Annotated in this window: 18 protein-coding genes; 13 read left to right on the top strand and 5 right to left on the bottom strand. The window is 68.1% G+C overall.

Going from position 1 to position 15,812, the window contains the following annotated elements:
- On the bottom strand, positions 1 to 1,635 hold the full coding sequence (locus ABD260_RS06010; RefSeq protein ID WP_344232330.1) for an APC family permease: 1,635 nt from the start codon (positions 1,633 to 1,635) through the stop codon (positions 1 to 3).
- A 136-nt stretch (positions 1,636 to 1,771) separates the two neighbouring features.
- Here ABD260_RS06010 and ABD260_RS06005 point away from each other — a divergent pair, with 136 nt between their 5' ends.
- From ABD260_RS06005 to ABD260_RS05995, 3 genes are all read left to right on the top strand, one after another.
- Positions 1,772 to 2,713 carry a tyrosine recombinase XerC gene (locus ABD260_RS06005; protein WP_344232329.1) on the top strand — a complete coding sequence of 314 codons (942 nt, stop codon included), beginning with the start codon at positions 1,772 to 1,774 and terminating at the stop codon, positions 2,711 to 2,713.
- 174 nt (positions 2,714 to 2,887) lie between these two features.
- Complete coding sequence (locus ABD260_RS06000) at positions 2,888 to 3,367, top strand: RrF2 family transcriptional regulator (RefSeq protein ID WP_344232328.1); 480 nt, start codon at positions 2,888 to 2,890, stop codon at positions 3,365 to 3,367.
- A gap of 51 nt (positions 3,368 to 3,418) precedes the next feature.
- Positions 3,419 to 3,820 carry a VOC family protein gene (locus tag ABD260_RS05995; protein ID WP_344232327.1) on the top strand — a complete coding sequence of 134 codons (402 nt, stop codon included), beginning with the start codon at positions 3,419 to 3,421 and terminating at the stop codon, positions 3,818 to 3,820.
- A 3-nt stretch (positions 3,821 to 3,823) separates the two neighbouring features.
- Here the strand turns inward: ABD260_RS05995 and ABD260_RS05990 are convergent, their stop codons facing one another.
- Both ABD260_RS05990 and ABD260_RS05985 read right to left on the bottom strand, forming a co-directional pair.
- A complete protein-coding gene (locus ABD260_RS05990; RefSeq protein WP_344232326.1) occupies positions 3,824 to 4,408 on the bottom strand; it encodes a peptidoglycan DD-metalloendopeptidase family protein in 585 nt (194 codons plus the stop codon).
- A gap of 247 nt (positions 4,409 to 4,655) precedes the next feature.
- Positions 4,656 to 4,784, bottom strand: coding sequence for a hypothetical protein (locus tag ABD260_RS05985; RefSeq protein WP_344232325.1), 129 nt, complete (start codon positions 4,782 to 4,784; stop codon positions 4,656 to 4,658).
- Positions 4,785 to 5,330: 546 nt separating this feature from the next.
- On the opposite strand from ABD260_RS05985, the gene rpsB reads away from it, so the two are divergent.
- From rpsB to ABD260_RS05955, 6 genes are all read left to right on the top strand, one after another.
- Positions 5,331 to 6,317: a 30S ribosomal protein S2 gene (gene rpsB / locus ABD260_RS05980; protein WP_344232324.1), complete on the top strand. Its 987-nt coding sequence runs from the start codon at positions 5,331 to 5,333 to the stop codon at positions 6,315 to 6,317.
- A 153-nt stretch (positions 6,318 to 6,470) separates the two neighbouring features.
- On the top strand, positions 6,471 to 7,289 hold the full coding sequence (gene tsf, locus ABD260_RS05975) for a translation elongation factor Ts (protein WP_344232323.1): 819 nt from the start codon (positions 6,471 to 6,473) through the stop codon (positions 7,287 to 7,289).
- A gap of 48 nt (positions 7,290 to 7,337) precedes the next feature.
- Entirely contained in the window at positions 7,338 to 8,099 is a 762-nt protein-coding gene (gene pyrH / locus ABD260_RS05970) for a UMP kinase (RefSeq protein WP_344232322.1), read from the top strand.
- A 144-nt stretch (positions 8,100 to 8,243) separates the two neighbouring features.
- Positions 8,244 to 8,798 (top strand): ribosome recycling factor, encoded by a 555-nt coding sequence (gene frr / locus ABD260_RS05965; RefSeq protein WP_344232502.1) that lies wholly within the window; start codon positions 8,244 to 8,246, stop codon positions 8,796 to 8,798.
- Entirely contained in the window at positions 8,798 to 9,646 is an 849-nt protein-coding gene (locus ABD260_RS05960; RefSeq protein WP_344232321.1) for a phosphatidate cytidylyltransferase, read from the top strand. The genes frr and ABD260_RS05960 overlap by 1 nt, the downstream gene beginning before the upstream one ends.
- Positions 9,643 to 10,251 (top strand): GNAT family N-acetyltransferase, encoded by a 609-nt coding sequence (locus ABD260_RS05955; RefSeq protein WP_344232320.1) that lies wholly within the window; start codon positions 9,643 to 9,645, stop codon positions 10,249 to 10,251. The genes ABD260_RS05960 and ABD260_RS05955 overlap by 4 nt, the downstream gene beginning before the upstream one ends.
- On the opposite strand, the gene ABD260_RS05950 is transcribed toward ABD260_RS05955, so the two are convergent.
- The gene (locus tag ABD260_RS05950; RefSeq protein ID WP_344232319.1) at positions 10,241 to 11,200 is read right to left on the bottom strand and encodes an LLM class flavin-dependent oxidoreductase; all 960 of its coding nucleotides are present in this window, start codon (positions 11,198 to 11,200) and stop codon (positions 10,241 to 10,243) included. The genes ABD260_RS05955 and ABD260_RS05950 overlap by 11 nt on opposite strands.
- A 154-nt stretch (positions 11,201 to 11,354) precedes the next feature.
- On the opposite strand from ABD260_RS05950, the gene ABD260_RS05945 reads away from it, so the two are divergent.
- The 4 genes from ABD260_RS05945 (at position 11,355) to pdxY (ending at position 14,673) form a co-directional block, all read left to right on the top strand.
- Positions 11,355 to 12,053, top strand: a complete 699-nt coding sequence (locus tag ABD260_RS05945) for a C39 family peptidase (RefSeq protein WP_344232318.1) — start codon at positions 11,355 to 11,357, stop codon at positions 12,051 to 12,053.
- Positions 12,054 to 12,176: 123 nt separating this feature from the next.
- Positions 12,177 to 13,295 carry a dual-specificity RNA methyltransferase RlmN gene (gene rlmN, locus ABD260_RS05940; protein ID WP_344232317.1) on the top strand — a complete coding sequence of 373 codons (1,119 nt, stop codon included), beginning with the start codon at positions 12,177 to 12,179 and terminating at the stop codon, positions 13,293 to 13,295.
- Entirely contained in the window at positions 13,295 to 13,825 is a 531-nt protein-coding gene (locus tag ABD260_RS05935; protein ID WP_344232316.1) for a DivIVA domain-containing protein, read from the top strand. The genes rlmN and ABD260_RS05935 overlap by 1 nt, the downstream gene beginning before the upstream one ends.
- A complete protein-coding gene (pdxY, locus tag ABD260_RS05930) occupies positions 13,822 to 14,673 on the top strand; it encodes a pyridoxal kinase PdxY (RefSeq protein ID WP_344232315.1) in 852 nt (283 codons plus the stop codon). The genes ABD260_RS05935 and pdxY overlap by 4 nt, the downstream gene beginning before the upstream one ends.
- Here the strand turns inward: pdxY and ABD260_RS05925 are convergent.
- Positions 14,670 to 15,764: an LOG family protein gene (locus ABD260_RS05925; RefSeq protein WP_344232314.1), complete on the bottom strand. Its 1,095-nt coding sequence runs from the start codon at positions 15,762 to 15,764 to the stop codon at positions 14,670 to 14,672. The genes pdxY and ABD260_RS05925 overlap by 4 nt on opposite strands.
- Positions 15,765 to 15,812 lie beyond the last annotated feature (48 nt).

Here is a 15,812-nt window from a genome sequence, read left to right as displayed (position 1 = left end):
CTAGTTGCGCATGTGCTTGCCGCGCGGCGGCTTCTGGCCTTGCTGCTCGGGCGGCGTACGAATCGCGCGCAGCTCCGGCGGACGGCCCTGATCGGCGCGGATCGCATGCAGGCCGCCGGTTCCGGGGTCGGTGTCGCCGAGGTCGAAGTCCCAGCTGTCCTCGTTCGCCAGGCGGCTGTGCCAGCGTCCGTACAGCGCGTAGATCGCGATCCCGATGGCCATCCAGACGCCGAACTTGGCCCAGGTGCTGGTCTTCAGGTTGAGCATCAGCCACACGGTCGCGGCCAGCGACAGCAGCGGGATCAACGGCACCATCGGCACCCGGAACCCGCGCTCCAGGTTGGGCTCGGAGCGGCGCAGGCGCAGCACGCCGACCGCGCAGAACGCGAAGCAGAACAGCGCGCCGATGACCAGGAGCTCCTCGAGATCCAGCACCTTCGGGTAGAGCGTGAGCAGCGCGGCCGCGATGCCGGCGACGGCCGCAGCCCGCGCGGGCGAGGAATACACCCGGCTGACCCGGCCCAGGCTCTTCGGCAGCAGACCGTCACGGCCCATGTTGAACAGCACCCGGCTCTGGGCGATCAGAACCACCATGATCACTGTCATCAACGCGAGCAAAGCACCGACATTGACCACCTTCGCGGCCCAGCCGACCCCTACCGCGGCGAGCGCCTCGGAAACCGGTGCGCCCCCACCGAGCCGGCCGTAAGGGCGCATGCCGACCAGCACGACCGTCACCGCGATGTACAGGATCGTCACCGCGCCGACGCCGAGCAGCATGCCTTGCGGCACGGTCTTTCGCGGGCTGCGGGCGTCCTCGGACGCGGTCGCGATCAGGTCGAAGCCGATGTAGGCGAACACGATCGTGCTGGCCGCCGTGAAGATGCCCATCGTCCCGAACGTCCCGAACGAGGAATCCATGATCCAGCCGATGACGGTCGGGCTGGCGGTCGCGGGCGCGGCCCGGGCCGGCGGCACGAACGGCTGGTAGTTCTCCGCCTTCACGTGCATCGCGCCGACGATCACCACCAGCAGGATCACCGCCACCTTGGCGATCACCACGACGGTGAGTACGCGCGCGGACAGCTTGGTGCCGGTCACGATCAACGCGGTGAGGATCAGCAGGAGCAGCGGGGCAACGAGGTTCAGCTTGGCATGCGGGTCGAAGAATTGCGCCACCGTGCTGGGCAAGGTGATCCCGAATCCGTTCAGGGTGGCCAGGAAGTACTCCGACCAGATGCGCGCGACGATCGCCGCCGCGGTGACGAGTTCGAGGACCAGCGCCCAGCCGACCAGCCAGGCCCAGGCCTCGCCGAAGGTGACGTAGCTGAAGGTGTACGCGCTTCCGGAGACCGGGATCGTGGAAGACAGCTCGGCGTAGCACGCCGCGGCCAGCAAGCAGACGATCGCGGCGATGACGAACGACAGGATCACGGCCGGACCGGAGACATTGGCCGCCTGGACGCCGCTGATTTTGAAGATGCCGGAGCCGATCATCACGCCCAGGCCGAGTACAACCAGGTCGCGACGGCCGAACAAACGCGGCAGCCGGTGCCGCGCGTCCTCGACTCGAGTGAACGCCGACTCGACCGGCAAACGCCGGCCTACGGTCTGTCCGTTCGCTGAGGGGGCCATGGTCAGGGGTGCCTCCGTTGCTACTAGGGCAATCGGGCCGAACAGTAGTCGACCGTTGGGCTATCGACCAGACCTCCTTTTCGTGGCCCCCGCGCGGTGGCTTGCGATGCCGCGCCGCCTCACGCATCGTCATGACATGACGCCGGACGATGTCAGTGGAAACGCCTCCTGGCCGGAGGGTTTCGCTGTGTTACTGGCTGACTACGAACGGCATCTGACGGCGGAAAGAGACCTCAGCACTCACTCCGTCAGAGCGTACATCGGGGACGTCCAGAATTTACTCGAACATTTGATTCGGCTTGGTCACGATGGACTGGACGGTCTGGACATCCGGGGGCTGCGGTCCTGGCTGGCGAAACAGCAAAGCCTGGGAAAGTCGCGCAGCACGATGGCCCGTCGCGCGACCGCGGCCCGGGTGTTCACGTCATGGGCGCAGCGGACTGGGCGGATCAGCACCGATCCGGGGGCGTTGCTGGCCAGCCCACGTGCGCACAAGAGCCTGCCGGGCGTGCTGGGTCAGGCAGATACTCGCGCCGTCCTGGACGCGGCGGCGGTGGCAGCGGACGACGGAAGCCCGGTCGGGTTGCGCGATCTCGCGATCATGGAGTTGCTCTATGCAACGGGTATCCGGGTGGGTGAGCTGTGCTCGCTCGACGTCGACGACATCGACCAGGCACGCCGAGTGATCCGGGTCTTCGGCAAGGGACGCAAAGAACGATCGGTCCCGTACGGGGTTCCGGCCGGCCGGGTACTCGAGCGGTGGCTGGCCGAGGCGCGACCGAAACTGGTCAGGGAAGGCAGTGGCCCGGCGGTCTTTCTCGGTGCTCGTGGTGGCCGGATCGATCAGCGCACGGTCCGGCGGATGGTGCATGAGCGCGTCGGGGCTGTCGATGCACCGGACCTCGGGCCACACGGTCTGCGGCATACGGCGGCCACCCATCTCCTCGAAGGTGGTGCGGATCTGCGCAGCGTGCAGGAACTGCTCGGTCACGCATCGCTGGCAACCACCCAGGTTTACACGCATGTCTCCAGCGACCGGCTCCGGCAGGCCTTCCAGCAGGCACATCCGCGCGCCTGACAGCGTTAGTTCGATCGGAAGCTCGATTGCAAGCTCGATTGCAAGCTCGGTCGGCAGCTTGGTGGAACGCGCAACGATTGCCGGCGCGATGCTTGCCTGATCGCGGCGTTCGGAGCCGGGTCTGTCTGCGGGTGATGCGGCACGGGAGCGGCGGAATGCGGCAGACTGCGGGACATGCGGGTTTCGGCGAAGTCTGACTATGCGTTGCGAGCGCTGATCGAGATCACCCAGCGATGGGTCGCGGACAATCCCTCGGTGGTGTCGGCCGAGGAACTCAGCCGGGCCCAGGGCATTCCGCACGGGTTCCTCCAGGGCATCCTGGCCGACCTGCGGCGGGCCGGTGTGCTGGCCAGCCAGCGTGGGCAGTCGGGTGGATGGCGGCTGGCCGTCGACCCGAACGAGATCTCGGTCGCGGACGTGATGCGTGCGGTCGACGGGCCGATCGTGAGCATCTCGGGTGTTCGCCCGGAGAGCGTCAGCTACAACGAGCAGGCGGTCGTCCTGCAACGGGTCTGGATCGCGGCCCGGGCGAGTCTGCGGGACGTACTCGAGCAGACCACGCTGACCGACCTTGCCAAGAACAAGTTGCCGGCCGGGGTCGAGCGCCGGTCCCGGGACGAGGACGCGTGGCAGGCGCGGGTGCCGGGCAGCTGACGATCTGCTACAGTCGCGGCTTATATAAGCCACTACTGAAGGAGATGGATGATGGCCGAGCAGAAGATCAAGACGTTCCTGATGTTCGAGGGCGGCGCGGAGAAGGCGATGAACTTCTACCTGTCGCTGTTCGAGGACGCGGAGGTCATGTCGATCACCCGGTACGGCGCCGAGGGGCCGGGGCCGGAAGGTTCGGTGATGGTCGCCGTGTTCCAGCTGGCCGGGCAGCAGTTCATGTGCAGTGACAGCTTTCAGCACCATGGATTCACCTTCACGCCTTCGGTGTCGATGTTCGTGGACTGTGCGGACGAGGCCGAGCTGGAGCGGCTGTACGAGGCGCTCGGCGGGGGTCGCCAGGCGCTGATGCCGCTCGGCGACTACGGGTTCAGCAAGAAGTTCGGCTGGGTGAACGACCAGTTCGGGGTGTCGTGGCAGCTCAACCTGCCGGCGTGACGGTTACTCGCGTCTGATCAGCAGACCCGCGCTCAGCGTGAGCCCCGCGGTCACACCAACGACGACCCCGGCCGTACGGTCGCCGCCTTCCCGTGCGACGAGTGCGTCCGGGGCGGCGGGCGGTGCGGCGCGGTCCGTTGCCGTCGGAGGGGTCGGCGGCGGTGGTGTGGAGGGTGGGGTGTGCTGGGGTGCGGGTGGAAGGGGGCTGGCGGGTGCCTGGTGGGTGAGGGGGAGTAGGCGGATTGGGTGGTTGGGGGTCAGGGTCAGGGGGTTGAGGTACTGCTTGCCTTGGAGGAGGCCCCAGTGGAGGCAGGTTGTGGGTGGGCAGTGGGAGCCGGCGGCTGAGAGGTGGCCGATGACGGTGCCGGTGGTGACGGTGGTGCCGACCGTGACGATGGGGACGACCGGCTCGTAGGTGGTGCGGCGTGGGCCGGTGGTGAGGGTGATGATGCCGCGGCCCGCGAGGGTGCCCGCGTACGTGATCGTGCCGGAGGTGGCGGCGAGGACTGGTTGTCCTGGTTGGCCGGACAGGTCGACGCCGCGGTGGCCGGGGAGCCAGGGTTTCGCGGGCGGCTCGAAGCCGCGCACGATCTCGGGACGCGGTCTCAGCGGCCAGTCCGAAGCTGCTTGGCCAGTGGGAAACAGGGCGGCGGCAGGAGCGGCGGGGGCAGCGGGAAACGGGGCGGCGGCAGGAGCGGTGGCGGCGAAAGGGGAAGGGGCAATGGGGGCGGGGGGAGCGTGCTGGGTCAATGGGGTGAGGGGCAGGGTGGCGAGGGAGAGCAGGGCGAGGGTCATGCCGGAGAAGATGCCGTTGTCGTGGGCGGGTCTGGGCTGCCTACGGCGCGATTGTGGATAACCGGCTGTTGTGATTGATGTGCAGGTCGGACAGTCGGCAGTTCGACGGGTAGTGCATCCCCGAGACGCCGTACGCCTCGACCCGTTCACGCTCCGGTGCACTACCCATCCACCCACACCTCCTGTCCACCCGCACACCACCACCCCCACAACCCACCGCGCCCACCCCACCGCGCCGTCACTGCATCGTCGCAGGAGCCATTTCCGCACCGGGTAGGAGCCGTTCTGGCGCTATTTCAGGAAAAAGCTCCACCAACACCCGAAGTGCACCAACGTGACGGACCGCGCTCCTGCCGGCTGTGGACAGAATCGCCGGGCGACGCGTTACCCGGTCTGTTCGGACAGGTCGCCGGCGGCACCCCGGAGACGCCCGGCCTCCATTGGACCCATGTCTCAATCACAAGAGCCGGGTGGCCGCGGTCGGTTCGCGTTGGGCGGCGGTCGTCACGTACACTTCCGGTGGCGCCCCCTGTGATTGGGGCGACTTCGCATGCTCGCACAAGTGTGCGGTTCCAGCGGTCCCGGAGTGATCCGGGCGGAGCCGTACGACGGGCATCAGGCGCGGCGCACCACCCGGTGCCCCGTGAGACAACCGAGAGACGCGCGAACCCGGAACGAGCGACCCGGGGAAGCGTGACAGGAGACCTACACAGTCATGGCCGTAGTCACCATGAAGCAGCTGCTCGAGAGCGGCGTGCACTTCGGGCACCAGACCCGGCGCTGGAACCCGAAGATGAAGCGCTACATCCTCACCGAGCGCAACGGCATCTACATCATCGACCTGCAGCAGTCGCTGTCCTACATCGACCGCGCGTACGAGTTCGTCCGCAGCACGGTCGCGTCGGGCGGGGCGATCCTGTTCGTCGGTACCAAGAAGCAGGCCCAGGAAGCGATCGCCGAGCAGGCGACCCGGGTGGGTATGCCGTACGTGAACCAGCGCTGGCTGGGCGGCATGCTGACCAACTTCCAGACCGTGAACAAGCGGCTCCAGCGTCTGAAGGAGCTCGAGCTGATCGACTTCGACGACGTCGCCGCCTCCGGTGTCACCAAGAAGGAGCTGCTGCAGAAGCGTCGCGAGCACGACAAGCTGCTCAAGACCCTCGGCGGTATCCGCGACATGGCCCGGGTTCCGGCCGCCGTGTGGATCGTGGACACCAAGAAGGAGCACCTCGCGGTCGACGAGGCGCGCAAGCTGAAGCTGCCGATCATCGGCATCCTGGACACCAACTGCGACCCGGACGAGGTCGACTACCCGATTCCGGGGAACGACGACGCGATCCGCTCGGTCGGCCTGCTCACCCGGGTCGTCGCGGACGCCGTCGCCGACGGCCTGATGGGCCGCTCCGGTGGGGGCTCGGCCGCCGCCGGCGAGGAGCTGGGCCAGGAGGAGCCGCTGGCCGCCTGGGAGCGCGAGCTGCTGGAGAGCCAGAACGGCGCCACCGAGGGCAAGGCCGCCGAGGCCAAGCCTGCCGAGGCGAAGGCCGACGAGGCTCCGGCCGCTGAGGCTGCTGCCGAGGCCGCCCCGGCCGCTGAGGCCACCGAGGCCCCCGCCGCCGAGGCTCCGGCCGCCGAGGCTCCGGCTGCCGAGGTGAAGGCCGAGGAGACCCCGGCCGCCGAGGCGCCGAAGGCCGACGAGGCCTGACAGCCACGGGTGCCGTCCGGTTCACCGCCGGACGGCACCACCGCTGCGGACACCACATCGGCTCGGGCGAAAGTACGCAACAAGGCCCTGAGCCGCGGGGACCGAACCAAGCTCCGCTCATCCAGCCGCATCGACAAGACGAGAGAACGAGGAATGGCGAACTACACCGCCGCTGACGTGAAGAAGCTCCGCGACGCCACCGGCGCGGGCATGATGGACGCGAAGAAGGCGCTCGAGGCGACCGACGGCGACTTCGACAAGGCGATCGAGGAACTGCGCATCAAGGGCGCGGCCAAGGCCGCCAAGCGTGGCGCCGAGCGGTCCGCCACCAACGGCCTGGTGGCCGCGGCGGAGAACGCGCTGGTCCAGCTGAACTGCGAGACCGACTTCGTCGCCAAGAACGAGCAGTTCCAGCAGCTCGCGGCCGACATCGTCGCGCACGCTTCGGCGAGCAAGGTCGGCGACATCGAGGGCCTGCTGTCCGAGAAGCTGACCGACGGCAAGTCGGTGGCCGAGAACATCGAGGCGCTGGCCTCCGTGATCGGTGAGAAGCTGGAGCTCGGCAAGGTCGCCGTCTTCGACGGCAAGGTCACCGCGTACATGCACAAGCGTGCCGCCGACCTGCCGGCTCAGGTCGGGGTGCTGGTCGAGTTCGAGGGCGACAACGTCGAGGCCGCCCGCGGTGCCGCCATGCAGGCCGCCGCGATGCGCCCGCTGTTCACCACCCGCGACGAGGTTCCGGCCGAGACGGTCGAGAACGAGAAGCGGATCGCCGAGGCGACCGCCCGCGAGGAGGGCAAGCCGGAAGGCGCGCTGCCGAAGATCGTCGAGGGCCGGGTGAACGGCTTCTTCAAGGACGTCGTACTGCTCGAGCAGCCGTCGGTCACGGAGAACAAGAAGACCGTGAAGGCGGTACTCGACGAGGCCGGCGTGACCGTGAAGCGGTTCGCCCGCTTCGAGGTCGGCGCCTGATCCGGCGAAGGATCTGAGCGGACAGCAACGAACGAGGAGGCCGGAATCGTGACGGAAACCCTGGGTACCGAGACGAGTCCGGCCTCTTCGCCGTTCTCCGCGGCCTATCACCGGGTGCTGCTGAAACTCTCGGGTGAGGTGTTCGGCGGCGGCAAGCTCGGCGTCGACCCCGACGTGGTGAACTCGATCGCCAAGCAGATCGCCGAGGTGGCCCGGGCCGGTGTCCAGGTCGCCATCGTGGTCGGTGGCGGCAACTTCTTCCGCGGCGCCGAGCTGCAGCAGCGCGGGATGGAGCGCAATCGCGCCGACTACATGGGCATGCTCGGCACGGTGATGAACTGCCTGGCGCTGCAGGACTTCCTGGAGAAGCTCGGCATCGAGACCCGGGTGCAGACCGCGATCACGATGGGTCAGGTCGCCGAGCCGTACATCCCGCGGAAGGCCGAGCGGCACCTGGAGAAGGGCCGCGTGGTCATCTTCGGCGCCGGTTCCGGCATGCCGTACTTCTCCACCGACACCGTCGCCGCGCAGCGGGCCCTCGAGGTCGGCGCCGAGGCGCTGCTGATGGGCAAGCAGGGCGTGGACGGTGTCTACGACTCCGATCCGAAGAAGAACCCGGACGCGGTCAAGTTCGACCAGCTGTCGTACGACGACTTCCTGGCCCGCGGTCTGCGGGTCGCCGACGCGACCGCGATCAGCCTGGCCCGCGACAACGCGCTGCCGATCGTGATCTTCGGTCTGGAGGAGGGCAACATCGCCCGGGTCGTGCACGGCGAGAAGATCGGTACGGTCGTCTCCCGCGGGCAGTAACACTGGCGGAACCCGGCGTAGGCGGCACCGAGGGCGTACCACTAGGATCAAGACACGGGTGGATGTCCGTCAGCTGACAGCCGCGCGTTCGTACGGTAGAAGCGGCCGCGCCGAGGTGGCCCAGAGGAAGCGAGGAATGTCGTGATCGACGAAGCTCTCCGCGATGCCGAGCAGAAGATGGCCAAGGCCGTGGAGGTTGCGAAGGACGACTTCGCCGCGATCCGCACCGGCCGCGCGCACCCGCAGATGTTCGCGGGCATCCTGGCCGACTACTACGGCAGCCCGACGCCGCTGCAGCAGCTGGCCGGGTTCCAGGTCCCGGAGCCCCGGACGGTGCTGATCTCGCCCTACGACAAGGGTGCGATGGTGGCGATCGAGAAGGCGATCCGCGACTCGGACCTGGGGGTTAACCCGGGCAACGACGGCGCGGTGATCCGGGTGGTGCTGCCGGCGCTCACCGAGGAGCGCCGCAAGGAGTACATCAAGGTCGCGAAGACCAAGGCCGAGGAAGCTCGGGTCTCGGTCCGCAACATCCGCCGGCACGCCATGGACCAGGTCCACAAGACGGTCAAGGACGGCGACGCCGGTGAGGACGAGGGCAAGAGTGCTGAGAAGCGGCTCGACGGGTTGACGAAGAAGTTCGTCGACGCGATCGACGACCTCCTCAAGCACAAGGAAGCCGAACTGCTCGAGGTGTGATGGGCGTCGAGAGTACGCCCGCGCCGAGTCCCAGCCCGAGCCGCGCCGGGCGGAACCTGCCCGCGGCGATCGCGGTCGGGGTGGGGCTGGGCGCGCTGATCCTCGGATCGCTGTACTGGGAGAAGGTCCTTTTCGTCGTTCTCGTCCTGGTCGTCGTGGTGGTGGCGGTCGACGAGATGATGAAGGCGCTGCGGACCGGTGGGGCGGAGATTCCGCGGATCCCGTTGTTCGTCGGTACGACAGCGATGCTGGCGGCGGCGTACTTCGGTGGCCCGATGGCCTTGCTGGTGGCGTTGGGCGTCACCGTTCTGGGCACGATCTTCTGGCGGATGCCGGGCGGCTCGGTCGGGTTCGTCCGGGACGTCAGCGCCGGGGTGTTCCTGATCGGCTACGTCCCGTTGCTGGCCGGGTTCGCGATCCTGCTGGTGCAGCCGGACGCGGACGGGCCTGGGCGAGTGGTGACGTTCTTCCTGGTCGTGGTCGCGAGTGACGTCGGCGGGTACGTCGCGGGGGTGCTGTTCGGCAAGCATCCGATGGCGCCGACGATCAGCCCGAAGAAGTCCTGGGAGGGCTTCACCGGCTCCGCGCTGGCCTGTATCGGGGCCGGCATCGGTTCCGTCGTCCTGTTGCTGGACGGCAACTGGTGGGTCGGCGCGATCGTCGGTGCGGTCGCGGTGCTGACCGCGACGGTCGGTGACCTGGGCGAGTCGATGATCAAGCGCGACCTGGGCATCAAGGACATGTCGAACCTGCTGCCCGGCCACGGCGGCGTGATGGACCGGCTGGACTCGCTGCTGGCGACCGCACCGGTGGTCTGGCTGCTGCTGCACTTGCTGGTGAAGGCATGACGACGGCTCCGGACGGGCGCTCGCTGGTCGGCGAGGTCGTACGCCTGGATCGCCTGCAGGAGTCCGACATCGACGAGTTGTACGCGGCGATCGCCCGGCCGGAGGTGTACGCGGGCGGGTTCGGCGGTGGTCCCGCCGCATTGCCCGCGAGTGCGGACGCGATGCGTACGTCGTGGATCCCCGCGGCGGCGAAACGGTTCGCGTACGTGGTACGCCTGGCCTCCGACGGACCGCTCGGTACAGCCGGCACCGTGGTCGGTACGTCCAGCCTCGCCGACATCGACGTACCGAACGAGCGAGCCCACGTCGGCTTCACCGGCTACACGCCAGCGGTGTGGGGGACTGCGGTGAATCCCGCGACCAAGCTGCTGCTCCTCGAGCATGCCTTCGAGGTCTGTGGGTTCGGCCGGGTCAAGATCCAGACGGGTACGAAGAACACGCGCTCCCAGGCCGCGATCGCGAAACTCGGGGCGACGCGTGAGGGCGTACTGCGCCGGCATATGCGCCAGGCGGACGGATCGTTCCGCGACACGGTGGTGTTCTCGATCCTGGCCGATGAATGGCCGGACGTACGAAAGCGGCTCGAGGACCGAATCAGCCGGTGAGCTTCGCCAGCGCAGCGTACGACGCCAGCAGCGCGGCGCGATCGTACGTGTTCGTGGTGATCAGGATTTCGTCGGCCTCGGTACGGTCGACCAGCTCGCCCAGTGCCGCATCGACTTCGTCAGCCGTGCCGTAGATCTGCCCGCGCAGGGCGTTGTCGAAGAACTCCCGCTCGCGCGCTGTCAGCTCGTCCGGCACAGCCGGCTGGAGCGGTGGAAACACGCCACGGGTCCGCGAGTACGCACTCGCCCAGGCCTCGGGCAGCAAGAGCTCCCGCGCCGCCTCGGTGGAATCAGCCACCGCCGCGGTGACGGCGAGGATGACGTACGGCTCTGGCGCCCACACCGACGGCCGAAACGCCTCGCGATACTGCTCCACCAGCGCCGCTGAATCGGAACGTGCGGCGAGCACCACCGGCAGCCCCAGGGACGCGGCGATCGCGGCCCCTTCGCCGACCGCCAGGATGAACGGCGGGATGCGCAGCCCTTCGCCGGGCCGGGCATGAACGTCGTAGTCGCCGCTCAAGTACCCGAGGAGTTCCCGCACCTGAGCAGCGAAGTCGTCAGCCGCGTCCTTCTCCACCCCGAGCGCCCGGCGGACGCCGTTCGTGAAGCCGACCGATCGCCCCAGACCCATGTCGATCCGGCCCGGATACAGCGATTCCAGGACGCCGAACTGCTCCGCGACGACAAGCGGTTTGTGGTTCGGCAGCATCACCCCGCCCGTACCGACCCGGATCTTCTCGGTGCGGGCGCCGACAGCTGCCGCCAGCACGGTCGGCGCCGAACCGACAACCCCGGGCACGCTGTGGTGCTCCGACACCCAGAACCGCTTGTAGCCAAGCTCTTCCACCTGCCGCGCGAGCTCGACAGTCGCGCGGAGCGTCTCGGCTTCCGTCTCGCCGGTACGCGTCCGGGAACGGTCCAGAACTGACAGCGGAACGGGGCGCATGTGTCAGTTCAACGGGCTCGGCACCGGCCTGATTCCCGGCCTTTCCACCCAGATCGAAGCCTCCGGTGATTTTTTCACCGCAACTGAACTTGTTGTGTCAGTATCAAACGCAGGACGATCCGCCCCGGTCGTCCATCGCGTGTGAGGAGCTGACATGACCCCCACGACGAAATTCAAGGCCGCCCTCGGTGGTCTCGCCCTGATCGCCGCCGCGGCGGTTCCGATGGCGGCCGCCCCCGCCGCCGGCGCTGCCGCCGCCCCAGCCGGTATTTCGGCACCAGAGAGCTCAGCCGAAGCGGTCGCGACGTCCAAGCCGGTGCCCAAGCTCGGGTACTCGACGCAGTCCGCAAAGACGCTGGCGATCGACTTCCAGTACCAGCAGACCAGCTACTGGTGCGGCCCGGCCGCTACCCGGATCGCCTTGTCGGCAAGGATCTCGCCGCCGAGTCAGCAGCAGCTGGCCAATGAGCTGCCGACCACCACGAACGGCACCGACTGGATCGGCCAGGTGACCCGGGTCCTCAACAACCACGTCGGCACCGGCTGGTACGAGACGAAGGAGATGCCCAACGACCCGCCCACCCAGGCGCAGCGGGATCTGCTCTGGCGGGACATCGTCCTCGACATCGACAACAACTATCCGATCGTCGCGAACATCGTTGCCCCGGCCAACAACCACCCGCCGGGCTACCCGAACTACACCATCTACCACTACTTCACGGTGATCGGGTACGACGCGAGCGACCAGACCGTACTCATCGCCGACCCGGCCGGTTTCGCCCCGACCGCCACGTACTGGCTGACCTTCAACCAGTTGGCCACGCTGATTCCGCCCAAGGGCTACTCGGCGTGAACCAGGCCCTGGCCACGGCGACCCGGATGTCGCCGTGGCCAGGCGCTCGGAACCAAGCGGTGACGAGGGTCATGGGATGTGAATTTGTGAATCGTCCGGGCGGCTTGCGACAATAGGCCGGTTATGACTACCTCGCTTCCCCTTGTCTTCGATGAGCCGCGCCGTGCCAAGAAGCCGCCGCGGCACCTCGCCGATCTCTCCGGGGAGGAGCGGCGTACGGCGGTGGCCGCGCTGGGTGAGCCGGCGTTCCGCGCCAACCAGCTGTCCAATCACTACTTCTCCCGGCTGGTGTCCGACCCGGCCGAGATGACCGATCTGCCGGCCGCGTCCCGCGACAAGCTGGTCGCCGACCTGATGCCGCCGCTGCTGACCCGGGTCCGGGATCTGGAGTGCGACAACGGCGAGACCCGGAAGACGCTGTGGAAGCTGCTCGACGGCTCGCTGGTCGAGTCGGTGCTGATGCGCTACCCGGGCCGCGTGACGATGTGCGTGTCCTCCCAGGCCGGCTGTGGGATGGCGTGCCCGTTCTGTGCGACCGGCCAAGGTGGTCTGACCAGGAACATGACCACCGCGGAGATCGTCGAGCAGGTAGTCGACGGTGCCCGCGCGCTGGCTCGCGGTGAGATCGCCGGCGGTCCGGGCCGGGTCTCGAACATCGTGTTCATGGGCATGGGCGAGCCGATGGCGAACTACAAGGCGGTGATCGGCGCGGTCCGCCGGTTCACCGATCCGTCGCCGGAGGGTCTGGGCATCTCCGCGCGCGGCGTGACCGTGTCGACGGTCGGTCTGGTGCCGCGGATCAACCAGCTCGCGACCGAGGGCATCCCGGTCACGCTGGCGCTGTCGCTGCACGCGCCGGACGACGAGCTGCGCGACGAGCTGGTCCCGATCAACAACCGCTGGAAGGTCGACGAGGTGCTGGACGCCGCGTGGGAGTACGCGCGCCAGACCAAGCGCCGGGTCTCGATCGAGTACGCGATGATCCGCGACATCAACGATCACGCCTGGCGGGCCGATCTGCTCGCGGAGAAGCTGTCCGCGCGCGGCGACTGGGGCTGGGTGCACGTCAACCTGATCCCGCTGAACCCGACACCCGGCTCGAAGTGGACCGCGTCCGACCCGGCCGACGAGCGCGAGTTCGTGCGCCGCTTGGAGGCCGGTGGCATTCCGGTGACCGTTCGCGACACCCGCGGCCAGGAGATCGACGGCGCCTGCGGCCAACTCGCCGCCAGCGAGTCCTGATGCTGGAAGCCAGTTTCACCGTGCGCCGGTCCGGCCAGCGGTACGACTGCGAGGCGGTCGACGCGCTGGTGGAGCGCCTCGTCGCGACGGTCGAGCGCCGCTCCGTCGGTCCGGACCTGACCGTGGCCGACCTCCGCACGGCGCAGTTCCGGACGCCGATGTTCGGGCCTGGCTACGCGGTCGAGGAAGTCGACAACTTCCTGGCAGAGGCGGAGCGGCTGCTGACCGGTCCCCACAGCGCGGCCGGCCGGACAGTGGCTCAGCAAAGTGTGGTCCAGGGTGGGCTGACACAGCCGAGCTTCGCGCGCGTGCGTCTGCGCGAAGGTTATGCGCAGGACGAGGTGGACGCCTTGGTCGATCGGGTCCTGGCGACGGTCAACGGGCTGCCGGTGGACCGGCCGGTGACCGCACAAGAGATCCTGAACACCCAGTTCCGGACCGTCCGCCTGACCGAGGGCTACGACATCACCGAGGTCGACCAGTTCCTCGACGAAGCCGCCGCCCGGCTGGATGGGATGATCGGGCAGTGAAGATTCTTTCGATTCAGTCTGCGGTTGCGTACGGGCATGTGGGGAACTCGGCGGCTGTCTTTCCGCTGCAGCGTATCGGGGTGGAAGTGCTTCCCGTGTACACGGTGAACTTCTCCAATCACACCGGGTACGGGGCGTGGCGCGGGCCGATGATCAGTCCGGACGACGTACGCGAGGTGCTGCTCGGGATCGAGGATCGGGGCGTGCTTTCGCAGATCGACGTGGTGCTGTCCGGGTATCAGGGCGGTGAGGGGATCGCGGACGTGATTCTCGAGACCGTGCAGCGGGTGAAGGCGGCCAATCCGGCGGCGGTGTACTCGTGTGACCCGGTGATGGGGAACGCGAAGTCCGGCTGCTTCGTGGCGCCCGCGATTCCGGTGCTGCTGCGCGATCGGGTGGTGCCGGCGGCCGACATCATCACGCCCAACCAGTTCGAGCTGGGCTTCCTGACCAACACCGAGCCGGACACACTGGAGTCCACGCTGGAGTCGGTGAAGCTGGTCCGCGCGACCGGTCCGCGTACGGTGCTTGTCACCAGCGTCGAGCGCCCCGACCGCGAGGACGGGACGATCGAGATGCTGGCCGTCGACGACAGCGGTGCGTGGCTCGTGCAGACGCCGTACATCCCGATGAAGGCGAACGGTTCCGGCGACGTGACGGCCGCGCTCTTCACGGCGCATTACCGGCGTACGGGCGATCTTGCGGAGGCACTGGCTCGTACGACGTCGAGCGTGTTCGACCTGCTGACGCGCACCCACGAGTCGGGGGAGCGCGAGTTGCAGCTGGTCGAGTCGCAGGAGGCGTACGCCAACCCGCGGATGCAGTTCACCCCGACCAAGGTCGGCTAACCCACCAGCCCAGCCGCCTCGTCGATTGTGTCGACCAAGCGGATCGATGTTTGCATGGGCCGGTCCGCAGCCAGCGACTGCAGCAGCGGCCAGACCGGCAGCTCCACAGTCCAGTGGTTGACGTCCACGAGGACGAGTGGGATCTGCGTAGCCGCGTCGCCGTAGTAGTTGGGTGTCACCGCCTGGAACACCTCCTGCACAGTGCCCGCGGCGCCCGGAAGATAGATGATCCCGCCGCGGGCACGCCCGAGCAGCACGTCCTCACGCTGCGCATTGGAGAAGTACTTCGCGATCGCTGATGCAAACACGTTCGGCGGCTCGTGCCCGTAGAACCAGGTCGGAACCGACACGCCACCGTCGCCAGGGAACCGCGAACGCACACTGAGCCCCGCCGCCGCCCAGGCACCAATGGACGGCCGGAACGACGGCACGGCACCCAGCTCGGTCAGCACGGCTTCGAGAGCGGCATCGTCGTACGAAGCGAGCGAAGCGCCCAAGTTGGCCGCCTCCATCGCGCCCGGACCGCCGCCCGTGACCACCACCCGGTCCCGCCGAGCGAGCGTACGCCCCAACAGAACCGCCGCGCGATAGTCCGCCGAGTCCCGCAGTACGCCATGACCACCCATGACGCCGACCCACGGTTTGTCGTCAGGCAGTTCGGTCAGCGCGTCCGCGATCGCGTGGTCGTGCAGCGCGGCGGCCAGCGTACGGCTGGTGTCGCCCTTCTCGTCATGTTGCCGTGACCACGCGTAGATCTGGGCGTCCGGAGTCGCGTCGTAGCCGCCTTCGAGCCCGGCGAACAGTTCGTCGGCGTCGTACAACCGCCCGCGGTACGCGTCGAACGGCAGTGCCGGGATCGTCGGAAAGACCAGCCCGCCACCTTCGCGTACCCAGGTGTCCGCCTTCTCCTCCAACGCGCAGCCCAGGAACACCGATCCGGTCGGCTGCAGCCCGAGCAGTTCCGCCGTACGCCCGGTCAGGTCGACGGACTGCACCCGCCACCCGGCCATCGCGCTGGCTCCCGCCGCCAGCAGCCGGTCGAAGTGTTCCAAGGACTCGATGTCCACATGCGGGATGCTCGGCAACGTCACGGGACAGAACGGTAATAGACGCACACCACGAGTTCGGGTAATGGTTGG

The organism is Kribbella hippodromi, from assembly GCF_039531045.1.
Taxonomy (GTDB): Bacteria; Actinomycetota; Actinomycetes; order Propionibacteriales; family Kribbellaceae; genus Kribbella; species Kribbella hippodromi.
Note: the sequence above shows the minus strand (reverse complement) of the source record. Positions and strands in the feature narration are given on the sequence as shown.

Excerpts from the sequence above, each read along its gene's own strand:
- rpsB (WP_344232324.1), top strand. The coding sequence starts at position 5,331 with ATGGCCGTAGTCACCATGAAGCAGCTGCTCGAGAGCGGCGTGCACTTC.
- tsf (WP_344232323.1), top strand. The coding sequence starts at position 6,471 with ATGGCGAACTACACCGCCGCTGACGTGAAGAAGCTCCGCGACGCCACC.
- ABD260_RS05950 (WP_344232319.1), bottom strand. The coding sequence starts at position 11,200 with ATGCGCCCCGTTCCGCTGTCAGTTCTGGACCGTTCCCGGACGCGTACC.
- ABD260_RS05985 (WP_344232325.1), bottom strand. The coding sequence starts at position 4,784 with ATGGGTAGTGCACCGGAGCGTGAACGGGTCGAGGCGTACGGCGTCTCG.
- ABD260_RS06010 (WP_344232330.1), bottom strand. The coding sequence starts at position 1,635 with ATGGCCCCCTCAGCGAACGGACAGACCGTAGGCCGGCGTTTGCCGGTC.
- ABD260_RS06005 (WP_344232329.1), top strand. The coding sequence starts at position 1,772 with ATGACGCCGGACGATGTCAGTGGAAACGCCTCCTGGCCGGAGGGTTTC.
- ABD260_RS06000 (WP_344232328.1), top strand. The coding sequence starts at position 2,888 with ATGCGGGTTTCGGCGAAGTCTGACTATGCGTTGCGAGCGCTGATCGAG.
- ABD260_RS05945 (WP_344232318.1), top strand. The coding sequence starts at position 11,355 with ATGACCCCCACGACGAAATTCAAGGCCGCCCTCGGTGGTCTCGCCCTG.
- rlmN (WP_344232317.1), top strand. The coding sequence starts at position 12,177 with ATGACTACCTCGCTTCCCCTTGTCTTCGATGAGCCGCGCCGTGCCAAG.
- ABD260_RS05995 (WP_344232327.1), top strand. The coding sequence starts at position 3,419 with ATGGCCGAGCAGAAGATCAAGACGTTCCTGATGTTCGAGGGCGGCGCG.
- ABD260_RS05935 (WP_344232316.1), top strand. The coding sequence starts at position 13,295 with ATGCTGGAAGCCAGTTTCACCGTGCGCCGGTCCGGCCAGCGGTACGAC.
- ABD260_RS05955 (WP_344232320.1), top strand. The coding sequence starts at position 9,643 with ATGACGACGGCTCCGGACGGGCGCTCGCTGGTCGGCGAGGTCGTACGC.
- ABD260_RS05960 (WP_344232321.1), top strand. The coding sequence starts at position 8,798 with ATGGGCGTCGAGAGTACGCCCGCGCCGAGTCCCAGCCCGAGCCGCGCC.